The sequence below is a fragment of the Rhodoferax sp. GW821-FHT07G04 genome (assembly GCF_059418585.1).
In genome coordinates, this window is sequence record NZ_JBWKQD010000001.1 from 962,156 (window position 1) to 979,344 (window position 17,189).

The window sequence follows — 17,189 nt, forward strand, 5'->3', positions numbered from 1 at the left end:
GCCGATTTCGCCCACCAACTCTGCGCCGCACTGCATATTCCGTGGCCACGGTGACGGTGGGCAACACCGCATCCACCCGGGTGCTCGAAAAAGCCGGCTTTGTGTTCAACCGCATCATTCCCGGCAACGACACGATCCGCGGCGTGCCGGTCGATAACGCGGAGTTTGTCCGCAGCGCATGACCGCGCCTGGACAAATCAATGGTTTAGGTCTAAAGTATTTTTTGTGCTGTTGGAAATAACCGACACCACGACTTTTTGCCCGGTGTTAACTTTGCGCATCCCTTGCAAACCAGAGCTAAATCAGAGCTGAGAAACACCATGACTATCACCCTGCACGACTGCCAGCAACGCGACGCGGCCGACCCCTTGCGCGGCCTGCGCGACTTGTTCACCATCCCGCCCGGCGTCATCTACCTGGACGGAAATTCACTGGGCGTGATGCCCAAAGCCGCCACGGCCCGCGCCGCCGAAGTGGTAGCCAACGAATGGGGTCAGGGCCTGATCCGCTCGTGGAACACCGCCGGCTGGGTCAACCTGCCGCACAAGCTGGGCAACAAGATCGCCCACCTGATTGGTGCAGGTGACGGCGAAGTGGTCGTCACCGACACCACCTCCATCAACCTCTACAAGGCGCTGAGCGCCGCGCTGAACATCTCCACCACCGACGCACCCCAGCGCCGCGTGGTGGTCAGCGAGCGCAGCAATTTCCCCACCGACCTGTACATCGCGCAAAGCCTGTGCAAACAATACAACTGCACGCTGAAACTGGTGGAGCCCGACGAGATCGCCGCCCACATCAACAGCGACCTGGCCGTGCTGATGCTGACCCATGTGAACTACCGCACCGGCGCCATGCACGACATGCCCGCCGTCACCGCCGCCGCCCACAAAGCCGGTGCGCTGATGTTGTGGGACCTGTGCCACAGCGTGGGCGCAGTGCCGGTCGCGCTGAAGGCCGCGGATGCCGACTTCGCGGTGGGCTGCAGCTACAAATACCTCAACGGAGGCCCCGGCGCGCCGGCCTTTGTGTGGGTGCACCCACGCCACACCGACCGTTGCTGGCAGCCGCTGTCTGGCTGGTTCGGCCATGCCGCGCCGTTTGCATTCACGCCGGACTACCAGCCCGCTGGCGGCATCACGCGTTACCTGTGCGGCACACAACCTGTTGTCAGCCTGTCGCTGCTGGAATGCGGGCTGGATGGCTTTGCCGCAGCCGAACCGCATGGCGGCATGGCGGCACTGCGCGCCAAGTCACTGGCGCTGACCGATTTGTATATCCAGCTGGTGGAAGAGCGTTGCCAGGGCTATGGCATTGGCCTGGCCACGCCGCGGGAGCACAACAAGCGCGGATCCCAGGTTTGCCTGACCCGTGAACACGACGCCGGTGGCGCACTGGGCTCGGGCGCCTTCGCCATCGTGCAAGCCTTGATCGCACGTGGTGTGATTGGTGACTTCCGCGCCGGTGATGGTGGCATCCACAAGGACATCCTGCGCTTTGGTTTCACGCCGCTGTATGTGGGGTACGAAGACGTGTGGAACGCGGTCGAGCATCTGCGCCAGGTGCTGGAAACCGACGAGTGGAAGAAGCCCGAGTTCAACCAGAAGCATGCGGTAACCTGACATGAGCAATACCAACAACCCACCTTCCGGCTGCCCCATGCACGCAGCCACGCCCTCTGCCGGCGAGGCCATCGTTGCCGAAGAAAAAGCCCAGCTCGACTTCAGCAAAAGCATGAGCTATGGCGACTACCTGAACATCGACACCATCCTGTCGGCGCAGAAGCCGCTGTCGCCTACCCACGATGAGATGCTGTTCATCATCCAGCACCAGACCAGCGAGCTGTGGATGAAGCTGATGCTGCACGAGCTGACCGCCGCCATCCGCCACATCGCACAGGACGACCTGCCGCCTGCCTTCAAGATGCTGGCCCGCGTCAGCAAGATCATGGAGCAACTGGTCCACGCCTGGGATGTGCTGGGCACGATGACGCCGCCCGAATACAGCGCCATGCGCCCCTACCTGGGCCAGAGCAGCGGCTTCCAGAGCTTTCAGTACCGCTGCATCGAATTCGCGATGGGCAACAAGAACGCCGCCATGCTCAAGCCCCACGCCCATGCGCCCGAGCGCCTGGCCCTGGTGCAGGCTGCCTACGTGGCGCCTTCGCTGTACGACGAGGCCCTGCGCCTGATGGCCCGCCGCGGCCTGGCCGTGCCCGCGTCGCACACACAGCGCGACTGGTCGCAGCCCTATGTGGCCAGCAAAGCGGTGGAAGAAGCCTGGCTGCAGGTCTACCGCAAGCCCGAAGCCAATTGGGACCTGTACCAGTTGGGCGAGGAGTTGACGGATCTGGAAGACGCCTTCCGCCTGTGGCGCTTCCGCCATGTGACGACCGTGGAACGTGTCATCGGCTTCAAGCGCGGCACCGGCGGCACCGGCGGTGTGAGTTATCTGCGCAAGATGCTGGACGTGGTACTGTTCCCAGAAATCTGGTCGCTGCGGACAGAGCTATAGAGAAAACGACCCCCCTAGCGGCTTGAGCGCGGCGCCTTGTCTTTGTAAAAGAGTGTTCCGACGGTAGAAAACGCAACACGCTGAGCCCAGAATGCTTGCACACCATGCAGCATTTCTCCTCACCTTATTTCTTTGCGGCACTGTCTTTGTTATTGGCGCTGCTTGCCCTGTATTTGGGCTTGCAACTGCGGCGAATCATGGCAAAGAATACCAAGCTGAAGAAATATCTATTCAAATTGAAGGATGCCGAACGCGCCCTGAGGAAAAGTGCTTTCCTAGATCCCTTGACTGGGCTGGCAAATCGGCTCCTGCTGATGGATAGGTTCGAGGTAGCCATGCGCCACGCGCGGCGCAACAAAAAGAAGTTTGCCGTGCTGATGCTGGACCTGAACAAGTTCAAATCCATCAACGACACCTACGGCCACGCAGCGGGCGACAAGGTCCTGATCACCGTGGGTCAGCGCTTGGTGTCTATCGTCCGCGAGTCGGACACTGTGGCGCGGCTGGGTGGAGACGAGTTCGCTTTGATCGTAGAGTCCATCACCGAGCGCGCGCAACTGGAGGCACTGGGCCACAAACTGGTGGACGTGGTATCGCAGAACCTGGTGTTGGACTCCGGTGACACCGTGGCCGTAGGCGCGAGTGTGGGCTATGCTTGGTACCCCAAAGACGGCGACAACTTGGGTGACATTCTGGAAGTGGCGGACCAGGCCATGTACACCTGCAAGACGTCGGGCTTGATGCCGCTGGCTTAGAGCCTGGCGCTTGGACGAGCCGCCTTACCCCTTTCGCGAGAGTGTTTCCGAGTCATTTTGCTTGCACCAACTGCCGATCATGCTCAACGAATTCGAAGTAACCGGCCGCTCCAGGACGCATGTTGTCCAAATTCTGACACCCCGATTTGCCGCCCAACCCGAGGTGGCACATGCCTTTCTCGCGATGCGTGCTGCTGCGACCCTGGATGGATTTGATCTCCAACCCTTCAGCACCTATCGCGACTATGAAACCCAACTGCGGATCTGGAACCTGAAGTTCACTGGAAAGAAGCCGCTGTACGACCTGGATGGAAACGTCCGGGACTTCAACGCACTCACCGCGCGCGAGATTGTTGAAGGCATCCTGCATTGGTCTGCACTGCCGGGTGGCAGCCGGCACCAATGGGGGACCGAGATTGACGTGGTCGAAGGCAACGTGGTCGCCGCAGGTTACACCCCCAAGCTTCTGCCCGAAGAGACAGCAATCGGTGGAGTCTTCAGGGATCTGCACCTTTGGCTCGACCAGAACATCGCGAGATTCGGGTTCTTCAGGCCCTACAACTATTTTGTGGGCGGGATGTATCCAGAGCCCTGGCATCTCAGCTACGCGGCCGCGTCGATGGAAGCCATCAAGTCGGTCTCGGTCGACCTCCTCACCCAAGTGACCAGGGCCGCAGATATCTGCGCGAAGGACATCGCTCTGGAATTGATCCCTTCCATTTACGAAAAACATATCCTCAACTATGTGAGCCCGGACGCGCAACGGCCCATCGTTGCCCCCTGAGAGAATGTGCGCCATGAAACTCCCTGACTTCATCACCGGACACGTCTCCAAGGACGCATTTGCGGCTCGCATCGTGAAGGCATTCAAAGACCGGGGCTTTCCCAGCCCCCGCTATGACGCGCAGCAATTTGCCATTGACCTGGGGCCGCAGGACGGAGGGGGATTTATGTTTTTATCCCACTTCTATGCAGACTACTGCCGCGCACCCCGGTTCAGCCGCGGCGCCCTGCCACGCGAAATGGTGGACATGCGCATCAAAGGCGTTGAGGCGCAGAGCGCCAAGGTTGAAAATACCGACACGCTACTACCAGTCATACGCGACCGCTCCAACCCCTGGTTTGCCAAAGTGCAGATCGAGAGCAATTTCAAGGATGCCAAGTACGAGGTCAGCAGCCGCAAGATGGGCGACGACCATATCGCCCTGATCGTGCTCGACAGTCCCAAGCAGACACAGCAGGCCACCGACCAGATTCTGCAGTCCTTGAATATTGGTTTTGAGGACGCCTTTGCCAAGGCCCTGCAGAACCTGCGCGATATCTCTCCCGACAAGTGGCAGGCCATTGGGCCCGACACATTCATGGGCGCGTGGAACGACTCGTTCGATTGCTCCCGTATCTTGCTGCCCGACCTCATCTACCGGCTCAACCTGCCGGCCAATCCGGTGGTGTTGATACCGGCACGGGGTGTCCTGCTGGTCACCAGCTCCAACAGTCTGGTTGGGCAAATGCTGGTATTTGTGGCCGCCAAAGACCTGATGGCGAAGAATTCACGCTGGACCTCGGCCCATATGCTGGAGCTGCAAGACGGCAAGTGGCTCCCTTACACACCCACTGCGCCCGAAGTCTTGGCCCGGCAGAAGGACATGCACACGCGCATACAGATCGGCAGCTACGAGCAGCAAAAGGGATACCTGGAGAGCCGCCTCAAAGCAGAGGGGCGTGACATCTTCGTTGCGTCCTTTCTCGCCTACGAGAGGGACGGTTTCGCTTTTTCTGCGGCGAGCTGGACCGAGGGTGTAGAGGCGTGGATTCCTGAGGCGCAATACATCGTGTTTACCAAGCTCGGTCCGGGCGACACGCACGACACCTTCATCGTGCCCTGGAAGATCGCCGCCGAGCACATGGCCCCGTGGATGACTGAAGTGCCAGGCGTACTGCCTGTGCGCTACCACGTCAAAGGCTTTCCCGATGCGCAAATGCTCGAAGTGTTGCGGTCACACCAGACCAGCTTGGGTGCCTGAGGGGCGTCCATCAAGCTGGCGCAGCCAGTAATTCTTGGCGCAGCAACAGCCTGGTTTCTTCGGGTTCGAATTGCTTGGCAAACAACGGGATGGCAAACACATAGATCGCCTGCTCCCGTTTGAGTACATAGGCCAGTTGCAGACGGTCGAACGCGCGGCGCAGTGCGTCGGGCTGCGGGGCGCCGCCATGGTCCTCCAGCAGGCTTGCCAGATTGGCTAGGCTGGTAGCCCCGTGCAATGCCGTGTGGTAGACCACGATGCGGTCCAGGCGGCAGGCTGCTGCGTCGTGGCTCAGCCGCCCCCAGCCCGCCAATGCGTCTTGCACGGCCTGCGACACAAGGGCTTGCGCCAGGTGGCGCGACTCAATCGCCCGTTCACCAGGCTGCAAAGCCTCCAGGCACTCGTGGCACAGGATCGCCACTAGGTTGGCACGCCGACCGCTGGCCTCCACCACCTGATCCACCAGACGGTTGCTGGCAAAGCCCAAGCGCAGGCGCGACAGCGGCACCGTGGCCAGCTCGGTACAGGCAGTCGCTTCCAGTCCACCAATCGTCAGCACTTCGCCAAAATTACGCAGTGGCGACTGGTAATCCAGCACGGCCGTGGCGTACAAATCCCAGAACCCTGCCAGCATGAACCAGCAGCGCCCTTCTTCACTCAAGGCGCGTAGTGCGGACAGTTGGTGGTAGCCGTGCTGAGACTCGTCGCGGAAGAACAAGTCCGCCTCGTCAATCAGCAGAAAGAGGCGCTTGCCAACATAGCTAGCCTGCAGGTGGCTGATGATGGCGTCCAGCGGCATGCCGGCATCCAGACCGAATTGCAGCGCCAAGCGCGGGGCCAAACGGTGGTCGCGCAGAGACACATAGTGGCAGATGACATGGGGATGGCCCTCCAGACGGCGCTGTACGGCCTTGAGCAGGCTGCTCTTGCCCAACTGGCGCCCGCCCACCACCAGGTAGTTGGCGGGTTCTCGATTGACAACGCGTGCCAGCAACTGGTCGCGGCCGAAGAACACTCCGGCTCGTGTAACCCCTCCGCGGGTCTGGTAGGGCGATATGCGGGTCACACGCAACTGCGCAGCGAGCAGGCGCAAGAACACCGAGACAGGCTGGCTGCTGAGCAACCACTCGGCTTGGCTGGCGGCGTCGACCATCACGGTCAGATTGGAGCGGTCTTCGCAATAGGCCTGCAACAAAGACTGGGGCGTGTCGGGCGTATGCGTGCTCAGCACCAGCATCACATCTGCACCGGTTTGCGTGACCCGCAGATGGTGCAGCAAAGAGGCTTCGTCCAATTCGGGCGCAGGTGCATAGACCAGGCACCGGTCCAACGACACCGGCATGTCTACCGGAAACAACCACTCAAACACCGCGCCGGGCATCGCCCAATCGCTACTGGGCTTGCTGCGCGCCACCACTTGGCCGGCCATCATAGAGACGCGCTCGGCGTCGCTGGCATCGGCAAACCGCACCGCACGCAGCCAATTCACCAGGGAGACTTCGGCCGCCTGCAACGTCGATTGGCGTCTGCCCGTCAGACGCAACAACCGATCGAGTCGGGGGATTCTGGCAATGGGTGTGCGCCGCAGGCGCTCCGGGCGCAGTTGCGCCGGGCTCAACAGAGGGTGGCGCCACAGTACCAATGCCGCGGCCCCGACAAAGACCACCGCACACACCAGGTACAGCTTGCGCAGCCAGCCAAAGGGCTCTTCGTCGGGCTTGGTGCTGCTGTTGTCTGTGCATTGCATGGGCAATAGACCAGGGGGAAACGGTGGCCTGCCCGCACTGCAAGTCCAGGCGTAATTGACGGGATTGAAGTCGAACACCACCTGGGTGCCCGCTATTGACCCCAGCTCCGGCTGGCTGGCAACGCTAGCCAGCAGGCGATAGGGCTGGGGCGACGTGACGGTGAGGAAACTGACCGCACTGTGCGGTGCGTACTTGCCGATGTCCCGCGGCCAACCGTCTTCCTGGTCACGCGCCTGGATCAGCGCAACCCGCCACTTGGTCATCTCGCCCCACACCTGCCAGGCGTTCTCTCGGCCCTGCAATGATCCTCGCGTCACAGGGTTGAGCCTGGGCGTCAGCAAGGCGCTGCCAACGAACAGAGTCACCAGCGCGATGAGTACCGCGCGCACGACCCGGTTGGAAAACAGTGGTCTTAGTTGCTGGAGCATGAATCCAGCACCATGAGGCCTGCATTGCGAATGGTGTCACAACGCCAGTGCAGGCGCGCCTGATCACCGGCGCCGCGAACATGGACCAGGTTGCCCCAGAAAAGGCGGCGCAGGTGCTCGTCTTGCAGGTAGGGGCGCGCCCTGCCTAGGTCATCGGCTTGCAAATATTCCCGCAGCTTGCCTTGTGTTGCAGCGTCTTGGGTCAGCGGGAGGAAGGTTTGCCACAGACGGGCACTGCCGGCCAAGTGCGCGCGCAACGCAACCGCCTGAGCATCCGGGCCAGCACCCGGCGCATCGTTTTCAACCAGCCACTGCATGGCCTCTTCGAACAAGGCGGGGTGCCCACCGCAGTGGGCCAGCACCTCGCTCAATTGCTGCGCAGACCAGTCCGTTTCGGGCCAGCGCTGCTGGGCGAGGATCGCCATGTCTGCCACCGTCAGCTCGGGCCAGTGGTTGACCTGCGCGATATTGAGCAAAGACAAATCACCGCTGCGGTATTTGAGGTCGGCCAGCGCCTCGCCACCGCACAGCAGCAAGTGCAAGCGGCCGCTGTGCATTTCGCTCAAACTGCGCAAGATGCCTGCCAGGGTTTCGCGCAGTGCGGGCGTGCCCTGCTCGAATCGGCTCACCAGGCAAAACAGGCGCGAGCCGGACAGGAGCTTCTTTTCCAGCGCGGCTTCAAATTCGTAGTCCGAGCACACATCGGCAAAGCCGCATTGGCGCGCGATAGCGGCGAAGTATTCACCGCTATCGGCGGTCACGCTGTAAGGCGGCTGGATGTGCAATACCGATGCATCACCGTATTGCGCGCGGGCGCGCTGCAACAGCGCCTCGCGAAACGGCGGCTGCCCCCAGTGCGCCTGCGACAACAACAGACTGATCGGATAGGGCATGGCCTGGGCCAGTTGCGCAAAAATCGACTCAATGAAGCCGGCAAACGGCTTGTCGCCAGCGGCCTCCGCTTGCAGCGGATATTCGGGCGCAAAGTCCGCCGCGGCCAGCAGGCGGTTGGTTTCGACTTCGGTCAGCCGCAGATAGCGTGTGCATGACAGCAGCTTCTCACGCGACCGTGCGCTGGGCAAAGAGACGCCGCTGCGCCAGTTGTTGACCGCCTCGCGGCTCAGACCAATCTCGGTGGCCACGCCGGATGCGCTGGCGCGTATGCGCCGCATATAGAGGGTCAGCAGGTCGGGAAAGGATTCCCTGGTCGTCATCGCGTGCCTATCCAATGCTTGGGTTAGCTGTGCCGCAAATCTGCGCACAGAAGGAATACTCTGAAGTTGAACCGTAACCAGATGATGGCAGATACCGCTTCAACGCACGCACTGGTAGAAGCCGGGTTCGTCCAACGTGTATTTTCGACCGAACTTGCCGCTTTTATGCGAATCGGAGTGGTCTTCCAGACACTGGGCGAATTTTGCGTTCAAGGTGGCCAGGCAGGCAGCGTCATTTTGGCAACGCGCCGCGGCATTGGCCCGGGCGGTGTGAACGAATTTTTCCTTCTGGTCCGAGCGCAAACCTGAGATGAAGTTGGCAAACACTACCAATGCGATAAGCATGATGGCCCACTTCAACAGCTTGCCCAGCCAAGACTTTTTCTCTACGGGCGGGTCCATTTCAATGTGTACTTCTGACATATTCACTCTCCATTCATAGGTCTTGATTGCGATGCCCGAGTGGGCGGCTATTTCCGGGTACAGGCTGAAAAGTGGTTGTTTCCATTGGACATGCACTGATAGAAACTGCGGTCTGCGCCGGTGGAAGCCTGGCAGTGCGCCACACTGGTCGCAGCCATGGCGCGGCGGATATTGGCCGCATTCTTGTCAAAGTCAGCTTGCGTGATATAGCCGTCTCTCAGATTCTTTTCGCTCACCTCCAACGCGGTATTGCCCTGCTCCTGCGCGTTGCTGACCGCAGCACTGCAGTCCAGTTGCACCGTTTTGGAGTCTGGCGTCTTCAGCGTTTTTTCCAATCCCTTGACCATGTCCTGCACGTCTTTCGGAATCTTCTTGGTGCCGTCGGCGTTGTACTCCACCGCGCGAGCCCTGGCGTTGTTGTCACCGCCGAAGCCAGTATTGCTGTGCAGCTTGAGAGCTTCACCCGCTTTGTCGCCAGCCGATGGTTGTTGCCCATAGTGGGTCTTGCCATCGGCATCTACCCACTTGTACACCGGCTGGGCAAAGCCGGTGGAGGCGAAGAGGGATAACCAGCACGCCAAGGGGATGGCGAAGGGTGAGAGGCGCATTGGCATATGGGGCATGAGGCGTGGCTGTTAGTCGCTGTGTCTATCAATGCTGCGAATTTTGGCCAGCATGGGCATCCAGCACATCCCCCAAGTTGTCCGGCGGGCTTGGCGGAGCGGTGGACAAGATGTCAAGTTCGCAAGTCCAATAAAAAAACCCGGCGCAAGGCCGGGTTGAAATGGAATAGGGTCAATGACTGGCATACCAGCGCGACTGCTTGGAAACCCTGCTGGCCAACCATGCATGGACATCACCACGCACATGGCGACCAGCCAGCAAGAAGTCTTCGAAGACGCTGGGCACATAGGGTGCAAACAGCAAGGGCATCCCCGCCTCTTCGGGTGAGCGACAGGCCTTACGGGCATTGCAGCCACGGCACGCGCTGACCACGTTGATCCATATGTCATCACCACCACGCGCCCGTGGGTAGATATGCTCCCGTGTCAGCCCTGCGCCAGATGGCCCGTAGCTGGCACCGCAGTATGCGCACTGGTAGCGGTCGCGCTTGAACAGCTTGGCGTTGGATAGCGACGGAACCACATCAAAGAGATTGGTCTTGCTGGCGCCGTTGACGGCCAGGATCGGATGGATGTCCAGAACCGACTGCAAACCGGAACGCGCATTGGTTCCCCCGCGCAGCGTCTGGCACACCTCACCCACCGTCCAGACTACCGAGTCGGTGGCGTAGTAGGTGGCCGCCTGTTGGGGCGATATCCAATCCTGAGGGTAGCCCTGGATGTCCAATTGCAAAATCTGCATGTTCGTCTCCTTGTCCACTGAGAATGAATGGGGCGGTGTACGAGGATTCGAACCTCGGGCTCCCTGCTCCCGAAGCAAGTGCTCTGACCAGGCTGAGCTAGCGGGGAAGATTGAATGAGATGGAGCGCGGGGTCGGATTCGAACCGACGGGGATTACTCGACTGATTTGCAATCAGTTGCCTTCGACCACTTGGCTACCCGCGCAGAAATACGAAATACTTGGTGCCCCAGGCGAGAGTCGAACTCGCAAAAGCCCTGCTTCTAAGGCAGGTAGGTGTGCCGGTTTCCATTAGCCACCGGGGCATGAGCTCGCCGAATCCTGCTTGCCATTGTGGTGCAGGGAACCATGGCGTTTCGGCGTAATCTCATTTCGTCAGCACTCACAGCGCATCACCCCTGCGCTGCACCTACTACCACCGGGTGGCGGTAGGCACATTGAGCCAAGTCCCTTGGGGTGTGGACTCGCGATTGGCTTTAGTTGCAAATACTGACGAAATGAGGCGGGGCACAGGCGTTTTGCTGCGGCCCCGCATTTCACTTCGGACGGTGTTGTTGAAGCACACCATCACATGACATTGAATTTTTAATGAACTTGACACGGTGGTCGACGATGCGACCGGTGCGGGCTTACCAATCAGGTAAGCACCAAAACAAAAAGCCCGGTTCCTTGCGGAAACCGGGCTTTGGGTTGCGAACAACCTGGAGGGGCTACATGCCACCTCCACCCAGTTTGAGCGATGTTTCAAAGGAGTTCGCCAGCGGGAGCTTCTTCGAAATGACGCTCGGCAGACGATCCAGCGAAACCAATGCACACAGCAGACCACCACAGGCAACTGCCTGGTGATTGGTGCTGAATGTGGATTGGTTGATCACGGTGTGCTCTCTCTTATCTAAATGTTTGCCTGGTTAATCTGAATTGGTTTGCAGCCCAGCTGGCGCTGAATCGCTGCGATGGGTTGAACTGTAAATTAAATTTACTCCACTTGTCAACCCATGCGAAAATTCTGCAACTTCTGTTGTATCTATGGCACCACACACCCACCACCAACTGCGTTTGAGAAACTTGCTCACTTTGCACCAGGCCTTTGTTGCGCGCATGGTTGCACAAGGGGTTGCACCCTCGGGTCTTGAGCGCGCTTTTGCTGCCAGCATTGAGATTTCTGCAAGCCTGTGGAGCCAGATCAAGGCGGGGCGAACGGTGGGCGATACCCTGGCCAAGCAGATAGAAAGCAAGACGGGAAAACCGTCTGGTTGGCTCGATGAGGTCCACGAAGAGACCGCATCAGACCCCATGGAGGAGAAGTTCATTGATGCCTGCCGCAAAGCCTGGCGCGCCAGCGACAAACAAGGGCGGCTGGCACTCAAAAAGGCCATTGCGACGGCAAGCAAAGCCGCGGCTGCTTAGGGCCAAAGGCTTCAACCAGAACCGCTTGCCAGGGTGGCATGGCCATCCCGATTCTGGGTCGTCGTCAGATTCAGACTTGTGGTGGGCGCAGACAAGGTCGGCGTGTTGCCAGCCATTGCAGATTGGCCGTTGGCATCAAATTGCCGCATCGCATCGACGATGCCCCGCAGGTCTGCGCCAGAGGCGGCAGGTGCAAGCGTTTGCGCCTGTGTTGGCTGCGAAGTCTTCAAAGGCTCAAGGCCCGGAGCTGACACTGTTGTAGTGTTCCCAGACGCCATGAACGACGCCATAGCATCCACCATGCTGGGCACCTGCGACAACGTAGAGTCAGTGGCCACGCTCGGTGCGATTGAAGCATTGCTGGTGTTTGCCACCGTTGACGACAGCAGTGGTGGCGACGTGGGCAATTGCAGCTCGGGCACGGCCGCGGGCGCGGGCATGCCCGTCGTAGGCGTACTGGTGGTAAACCACACGTCGACCATATCGCGCTTGGCACCATCCGACGTGGTGTAGCTGGACGACAGGCCAATGACATTGCCGCTATCCACGACAAAGGTGGATTTCGCACCCAAGTCCAGTTGCGAGATGTTCAACGATGCCAGGCTGTGCAATTCACCGGCCGAGCTCACACCGTCCGAGTTGCCATCCACCCACACCATCAGGTCAGAAAAGGCCGAGTCTCCAGCAGTGATTTGTCCATCTCCGTTCGTGTCCAGCTCCGCCAGGGCCTGGTAGCCATTGCTGGCCTTTTGTCCACTGGACAAGGTAGTGCCGACACCAAACAGCTCTCCACCGCCGTTGATGCTGCCATCCCGGTTGCGGTCCATCACCAGCAAGCCGTTGTCGGGCATAACCCAGCCAGTGCTGACCTGCTGGCCCGTGCCGTAGATGTCGAACTGCACGCCTTGGATGATGCTTTGCGTGTGGATGCCTGTGCCGCTGAGGTCCAGCACGATAGGCGAGCCCAGGGCCAGGTGGGCGGTCTGGTCAGTCGACATCGCCGCGAGCTGGTCAGAGTTCAGGGCCATCACCTGTGTGGGCGTCAGCGCCGAAATCTGGTCGGTGGTCAGGGCAACGACCTGGTCGGTGGTGATACCCGCCTGCACCTGGGTGGTGGTCAACGCAGCAACGTCCTGGGTATCCAATGCGGCAGCGCCATCCGTAGTCAGTGCGGCCACGGCATCGGTGCGCAAAGCGACCACCTGCTGCGTCTGCAATGCAACAACCTGGTTGGTCGTCAAAGCCGCGACCTGGTCCGTTCGCAGGGCTCCCACCTGGTCGGTGGTCACACCCGCACTCACTTGGTCGGTGCTCAAAGCAACAACCTGCTGGGTCGTTAGCGCCGCAACCTGGTCGGTTGAAAGGCCTTGGCTGATCTGGTCGGTTGTCAGCGCGCCCACGGCATTGGTGCTCAATGCCGCGAGGTCACGGGTTTCCATGGCGGCCAGTTGGGTGGTCGTCAAAGCCACGACCTGGCTGGTACCGAGGGCTGCGGCTTGATCGGTGCGCAACGCGACAACCTGGTCGGTCGTCAAACCGGCGCTGACCTGGTCAGTACCCAGCGCAAACACCTGCGCCGTGGTCAATGCAGCAACCTGATCGGTCGTGAGCCCTTGATTGATTTGGCTGGTGGTCAAAGCTGCCACCGCCGCGGTGCTCAACGCGGCCACATCGCGCGTTTCCATGGCAGCCAATTGGTCGCTGCCCAAGACGGTGATCTGCCCTGAGCCGAGGACCGCGACCTGGTCGGTACGCAGCGCAACGATCTGGTCTGTTGTCAAACCCGCGCTGACCTGGTCTGTCCGCAGGGCTGCGACCCCCGCGGTGGAGAGTGCGGCCACCTGCCCCGTTTGCAACGCGGCAATCTGTGTAGTGTGCAGGGCCGCGATCTGGTCGGTATTCAACGCTGCCACCTGGGCCGTCGTCAGCGCGGCAACCTGGTCGGTGGTGAAGCCCTGGCTGATCTGGTTGGTCGTGAGCGCACCCACGGCCGACGTGCTCAACGCAGCCACATCGCGGGTCTCCATCGCAGCGATCTGGTCCGTACCCAAGGCAACGATTTGCCCGGAACCGAGCGCCGCCACCTGGTCCGTGCGCAGCGCAACGATCTGGTCGGTGCTCAGGCTCAGGCTGATCTGGTTGGTCGTCAACGCGCCCACGGCTGCCGTGTTCAGCGCCGCCAGGTCCTGGGTTTCCAAGGCAGCCACCTGGTCGGTCGTCAGCGCTGCGACTTGGCCGCTACCGAGTGCCGCGGCCTGGTCAGTGCGCAAAGCAACCACCTGCTGGGTGCTCAAGCCCACGCTGGCTTGGGCCGTTGTCAGCGCCGCGACTTGGGCGGTGGTCAGTGCCGCGATCCGGTCTGTTGTGAGCACCTGGCTGATCTGATTGGTGGTGAGCCCGCCAATGGCAGCCGTGTTAAGCGCCGCCAGATCACGGGGCTCCATCACGGTCAGTTGGGCAGTGCCCAACGCGGCTACCTGGCTGGACGTGAGCGCAGCCGCCTGGTCGGTGCGCAGGGCCACGATTTGCTGGGTGGTCAAGCCCGCGTTGACTTGCGCCGTTGTCAGCGCTGCGATCTGCGCAGTGGCAAGGGCTGCAATCTGGTCCGTAGAGAGCACCTGGCTGATCTGGCTGGTGGTCAGTGCGCTCACCGCGGCCGTGTTAAGCGCCGCCAGATCGCGGGTTTCCATGGCGGTCAACTGGGCAGTGCCCAAGGCGACCACTTGACTCGTTCCCAGCGCCGCGGCCTGGTCGGTGCGCAGCGCAACGACCTGGTCCGTAGTCAGCGCAGCGACCTGGCTGGTGGAAAGCCCTTTGTTGACCTGGCTGGTTGTCAGCGCGCCCACCGCCGCCGTGGTCAACGCAACGATGTCTTGCGTGGCCAAAGTGCCCAGCTGTGACGTGGTCAACGCGGCGGCCTGGCTGGGGCTGAGCGCAGCGGCCTGGTCGGTACGCAGCACGCCCACCTGCACCAGTGTCACGCCGTTCTGAATCTGGTCGGTGCTCAGCACCGACACCTGGCTGGTCGTCAAGGCCCAGAATTGCTCCGTCGACATGGATGCAATGCTCGCAGGCGACAAGGCCGCGATAACGGCCGTGGGCAGTGCAGCAATCTGGTCGGTAGTCAAAACGGCGCTAGCCTGGCTGGTGCTGGCCGGGATCTGTGTGGTCGCCGCAGGCACCGCCGTCGGACTCTGGTTGACCAGCTTCGTACCCAGGGCCGCAATACCCGCTGTAGACAAAGCGGCAATGTCCTCGGCGGAGAACGCCGCCACCTGTTCGGCCGTCATGGCAGCCAGTTGGTCGGTCCGCAAGGCGGCTACTTGCGATGTTGAGAGCGCCGCGATCTGGCTGGTGCTCAATGCTGCCACCTGGTCCGTGCGGGCGGCGGCTACCTGTGCGGTCGTCAGTGCTGCAATCTGCTCGGTTGTCAGCGCGGCCACCTCTTTGGCCACCCAGGTGGCGGAGATAGACCTGGCTTGCGCCACCACGGCATTGATTTCCATCGTGCTGGTCAAGCCCAACTGCTGCTGGGCAAACTGAACCGGATCACCGCCTTGTGCGAAGAAATCGCTGATTTGCTGGGGCGTGTAGTAGGTGCCTAGAAAACGCATCCCCCCCTGCAGCGCCGGGGGCAAGTTCAGCCCGCCGCTGGCGGACCAGCTGTAGCCATTCTGCGATGCGTAGCTGGTAATGTCCGCGGTGGACACGCTCTGCCCACCAATGGCAAAGGCCTGCTGGATCTGGTCCACACTCAAGCCCAACGCCCCCGCCTGCAGCGCGATGGCGCCCAGGCTTGGCTTGCCTGCAAAAAAGGCTTTTATCTGGCTATCGGAAAAGGTGCTTCCGTCGGCTGTCGTGATGGGCATGCTCACTCCCTATGGCCTACGCGGCCCCAATGGTCGATCCGCCATCGACAGGCAGCATACTGCGACTATCTCTAAAGACATATACACCGACTATTGCTGAAATTGGCAGCCCCCAATCCGCCAAAGTAGCCGCGGATGCCCACCCAATTCAGGGATTTGCACACCAAGCCAGATCGCCAATGAAAAAAGGGGCCGCAGCCCCCGTGCAATATGCACAATGCGCTACCCAATTGATAGCGCATTAGCGGTGCATCACTGCACCAGCTCCCATTCATACTTCAGCGTATAGCTGGCCGAGGGGTGGGTCAGGTTTTCGGAGCGCTTGCCGCTCTTGGTCTGGCCGGATGGGAAGCGGGTATGGGCATCGGGCAGCGGAATGGTAACGGTGCTCGGTTCGAACACATCGTCCTCCAGAGAGTCGAACAAATAGTTGGCAACGAGCCCAATCGCCACTCCGACCACAGCACCGATGAGCATGCCGACCGGCCCACCCGCAGCACCGACGGTGACACCTATTGCACCGGCAGCAGCCACTGCGGCCGCTATCACCAGTTCTTCGACCACTTCGTGTACCGCAGCCCAGAGCGCCCGTAGTGCTTCGATGAATGCGCCGGACCCATCCGATTCAGCCATCAGAAAGGTCACGCTAAAGACGCGCGGCCAGGGGCCGGAGCGCGTCAGGTCAAACTCCGCGAATTTGCGGTTCGGGTTGAAGGTCTTTACCTCACCCCGGTGAAAGTCATTGACCTTGAAGGACCCGATTTTGAGATTCTGACCAGTGGAGTCAGCGCCCAGGCCGCCCATGCGGATATCGTCTTCAAAGAAATCCGTGAGCTCGACTCCCACGTCGTCCTCGCACTTCACCCGGTCGATGTTGAGTTTGAGCTTGGTGAATCCAGTAGGGGGGACCGCAGCTGGTGTGGCCGTGGCAACCGCACCAGGAATGATGTCGAACGACATCCCCAACGAATGGAGCATTTTTTCCAAATCCTTGGTACTCGCCGCTTCCTTGATCGCAGCCGCGGTATTGGTGTTGAGCTTGAGAGTGCCCACAGTTGGCTTCAATGCCTTAAGCTCGGCCAGCATGCCGCGGTTGGTCAGTGTGGGCTGGGCGCGCAGATGTGTGAGCAGAGACGCTGTGACGGCGGAGGCCGCTACCGGTGTGGCTGCAGCACCCAGTTTGGCCATCGCCCGCAATTGCAGCACGCGCAGTTGGCGAGGCTTGGCCGTCTTGCGTTGCTGCAACACGTCCAGAGACGCAGCCTCCAGCGCCCCGCCGGCCGGCATGGGGAACTTGGCCGAGTCGCCCATATTTGCCGCCGCCGTGTCGATGGCGCCGATCGCGATGCGGGCCGCTTCATTGGCAATATTCTGCAGGTCGTCCGGCAGGTGTTTGTCATTGCAAGAAATGATGTTCATGAGACTTTCCCCTTTGTGAAATGGA

At 60.8% G+C, this 17,189-nt stretch carries 16 protein-coding genes and 3 tRNA genes; 8 read left to right on the forward strand and 11 right to left on the reverse strand.

Features of this window, described 5'->3' with window-relative positions; all coding sequences use genetic code 11:
• Nucleotides 1-41: 41 nt before the first annotated feature.
• From AC07OO_RS04460 to AC07OO_RS04490, 7 genes are all read left to right on the forward strand, one after another.
• Nucleotides 42-182: a GNAT family N-acetyltransferase gene (locus tag AC07OO_RS04460; RefSeq protein WP_495080843.1), complete on the forward strand. Its 141-nt coding sequence runs from the start codon at nucleotides 42-44 to the stop codon at nucleotides 180-182.
• 138 nt (nucleotides 183-320) lie between these two features.
• On the forward strand, nucleotides 321-1,622 hold the full coding sequence (gene kynU / locus AC07OO_RS04465; protein WP_495080844.1) for a kynureninase: 1,302 nt from the start codon (nucleotides 321-323) through the stop codon (nucleotides 1,620-1,622).
• 37 nt (nucleotides 1,623-1,659) lie between these two features.
• On the forward strand, nucleotides 1,660-2,514 hold the full coding sequence (gene kynA, locus AC07OO_RS04470) for a tryptophan 2,3-dioxygenase (RefSeq protein ID WP_495081775.1): 855 nt from the start codon (nucleotides 1,660-1,662) through the stop codon (nucleotides 2,512-2,514).
• Nucleotides 2,515-2,605: 91 nt separating this feature from the next.
• Nucleotides 2,606-2,836, forward strand: a complete 231-nt coding sequence (locus tag AC07OO_RS04475) for a hypothetical protein (protein WP_495080845.1) — start codon at nucleotides 2,606-2,608, stop codon at nucleotides 2,834-2,836.
• Nucleotides 2,829-3,269: a diguanylate cyclase domain-containing protein gene (locus tag AC07OO_RS04480; protein WP_495080846.1), complete on the forward strand. Its 441-nt coding sequence runs from the start codon at nucleotides 2,829-2,831 to the stop codon at nucleotides 3,267-3,269. Before AC07OO_RS04475 ends, AC07OO_RS04480 begins: the two co-directional genes overlap by 8 nt.
• 79 nt (nucleotides 3,270-3,348) lie before the next feature.
• Complete coding sequence (locus tag AC07OO_RS04485; RefSeq protein WP_495080847.1) at nucleotides 3,349-4,053, forward strand: M15 family metallopeptidase; 705 nt, start codon at nucleotides 3,349-3,351, stop codon at nucleotides 4,051-4,053.
• Between the two features lie 13 nt (nucleotides 4,054-4,066).
• On the forward strand, nucleotides 4,067-5,293 hold the full coding sequence (locus AC07OO_RS04490) for a DUF1444 domain-containing protein (protein WP_495080848.1): 1,227 nt from the start codon (nucleotides 4,067-4,069) through the stop codon (nucleotides 5,291-5,293).
• Nucleotides 5,294-5,303: 10 nt separating this feature from the next.
• Here AC07OO_RS04490 and AC07OO_RS04495 read toward each other — a convergent pair whose 3' ends face one another.
• From AC07OO_RS04495 to AC07OO_RS04535, 9 genes are all read right to left on the reverse strand, one after another.
• Nucleotides 5,304-7,469, reverse strand: coding sequence for an AAA family ATPase (locus AC07OO_RS04495; protein WP_495080849.1), 2,166 nt, complete (start codon nucleotides 7,467-7,469; stop codon nucleotides 5,304-5,306).
• Nucleotides 7,454-8,683, reverse strand: a complete 1,230-nt coding sequence (locus AC07OO_RS04500) for a hypothetical protein (protein ID WP_495080850.1) — start codon at nucleotides 8,681-8,683, stop codon at nucleotides 7,454-7,456. Before AC07OO_RS04500 ends, AC07OO_RS04495 begins: the two co-directional genes overlap by 16 nt.
• A gap of 99 nt (nucleotides 8,684-8,782) precedes the next feature.
• The gene (locus tag AC07OO_RS04505; RefSeq protein ID WP_495080851.1) at nucleotides 8,783-9,106 is read right to left on the reverse strand and encodes a hypothetical protein; all 324 of its coding nucleotides are present in this window, start codon (nucleotides 9,104-9,106) and stop codon (nucleotides 8,783-8,785) included.
• Between the two features lie 47 nt (nucleotides 9,107-9,153).
• Nucleotides 9,154-9,729, reverse strand: a complete 576-nt coding sequence (locus tag AC07OO_RS04510; protein ID WP_495080852.1) for a DUF4124 domain-containing protein — start codon at nucleotides 9,727-9,729, stop codon at nucleotides 9,154-9,156.
• A 172-nt stretch (nucleotides 9,730-9,901) separates the two neighbouring features.
• Nucleotides 9,902-10,471, reverse strand: a complete 570-nt coding sequence (locus AC07OO_RS04515; RefSeq protein WP_495080853.1) for an HNH endonuclease — start codon at nucleotides 10,469-10,471, stop codon at nucleotides 9,902-9,904.
• A gap of 28 nt (nucleotides 10,472-10,499) precedes the next feature.
• Nucleotides 10,500-10,572: transfer RNA gene (locus tag AC07OO_RS04520), tRNA-Pro, on the reverse strand.
• A 19-nt stretch (nucleotides 10,573-10,591) separates the two neighbouring features.
• Nucleotides 10,592-10,675: transfer RNA gene (locus tag AC07OO_RS04525), tRNA-Cys, on the reverse strand.
• Nucleotides 10,676-10,691: 16 nt separating this feature from the next.
• A tRNA-Leu gene (locus tag AC07OO_RS04530) sits at nucleotides 10,692-10,774 on the reverse strand.
• A 405-nt stretch (nucleotides 10,775-11,179) separates the two neighbouring features.
• Complete coding sequence (locus AC07OO_RS04535; protein ID WP_495080854.1) at nucleotides 11,180-11,344, reverse strand: hypothetical protein; 165 nt, start codon at nucleotides 11,342-11,344, stop codon at nucleotides 11,180-11,182.
• Between the two features lie 151 nt (nucleotides 11,345-11,495).
• Here AC07OO_RS04535 and AC07OO_RS04540 point away from each other — a divergent pair, with 151 nt between their 5' ends.
• Nucleotides 11,496-11,876, forward strand: coding sequence for a hypothetical protein (locus tag AC07OO_RS04540; protein ID WP_495080855.1), 381 nt, complete (start codon nucleotides 11,496-11,498; stop codon nucleotides 11,874-11,876).
• Between the two features lie 11 nt (nucleotides 11,877-11,887).
• Here the strand turns inward: AC07OO_RS04540 and AC07OO_RS04545 are convergent, their stop codons facing one another.
• Both AC07OO_RS04545 and AC07OO_RS04550 read right to left on the reverse strand, forming a co-directional pair.
• Nucleotides 11,888-15,745, reverse strand: coding sequence for a beta strand repeat-containing protein (locus AC07OO_RS04545; protein WP_495080856.1), 3,858 nt, complete (start codon nucleotides 15,743-15,745; stop codon nucleotides 11,888-11,890).
• Between the two features lie 252 nt (nucleotides 15,746-15,997).
• Nucleotides 15,998-17,164 carry a hypothetical protein gene (locus AC07OO_RS04550; protein WP_495080857.1) on the reverse strand — a complete coding sequence of 389 codons (1,167 nt, stop codon included), beginning with the start codon at nucleotides 17,162-17,164 and terminating at the stop codon, nucleotides 15,998-16,000.
• Between the last annotated feature and the right edge of the window lie 25 nt (nucleotides 17,165-17,189).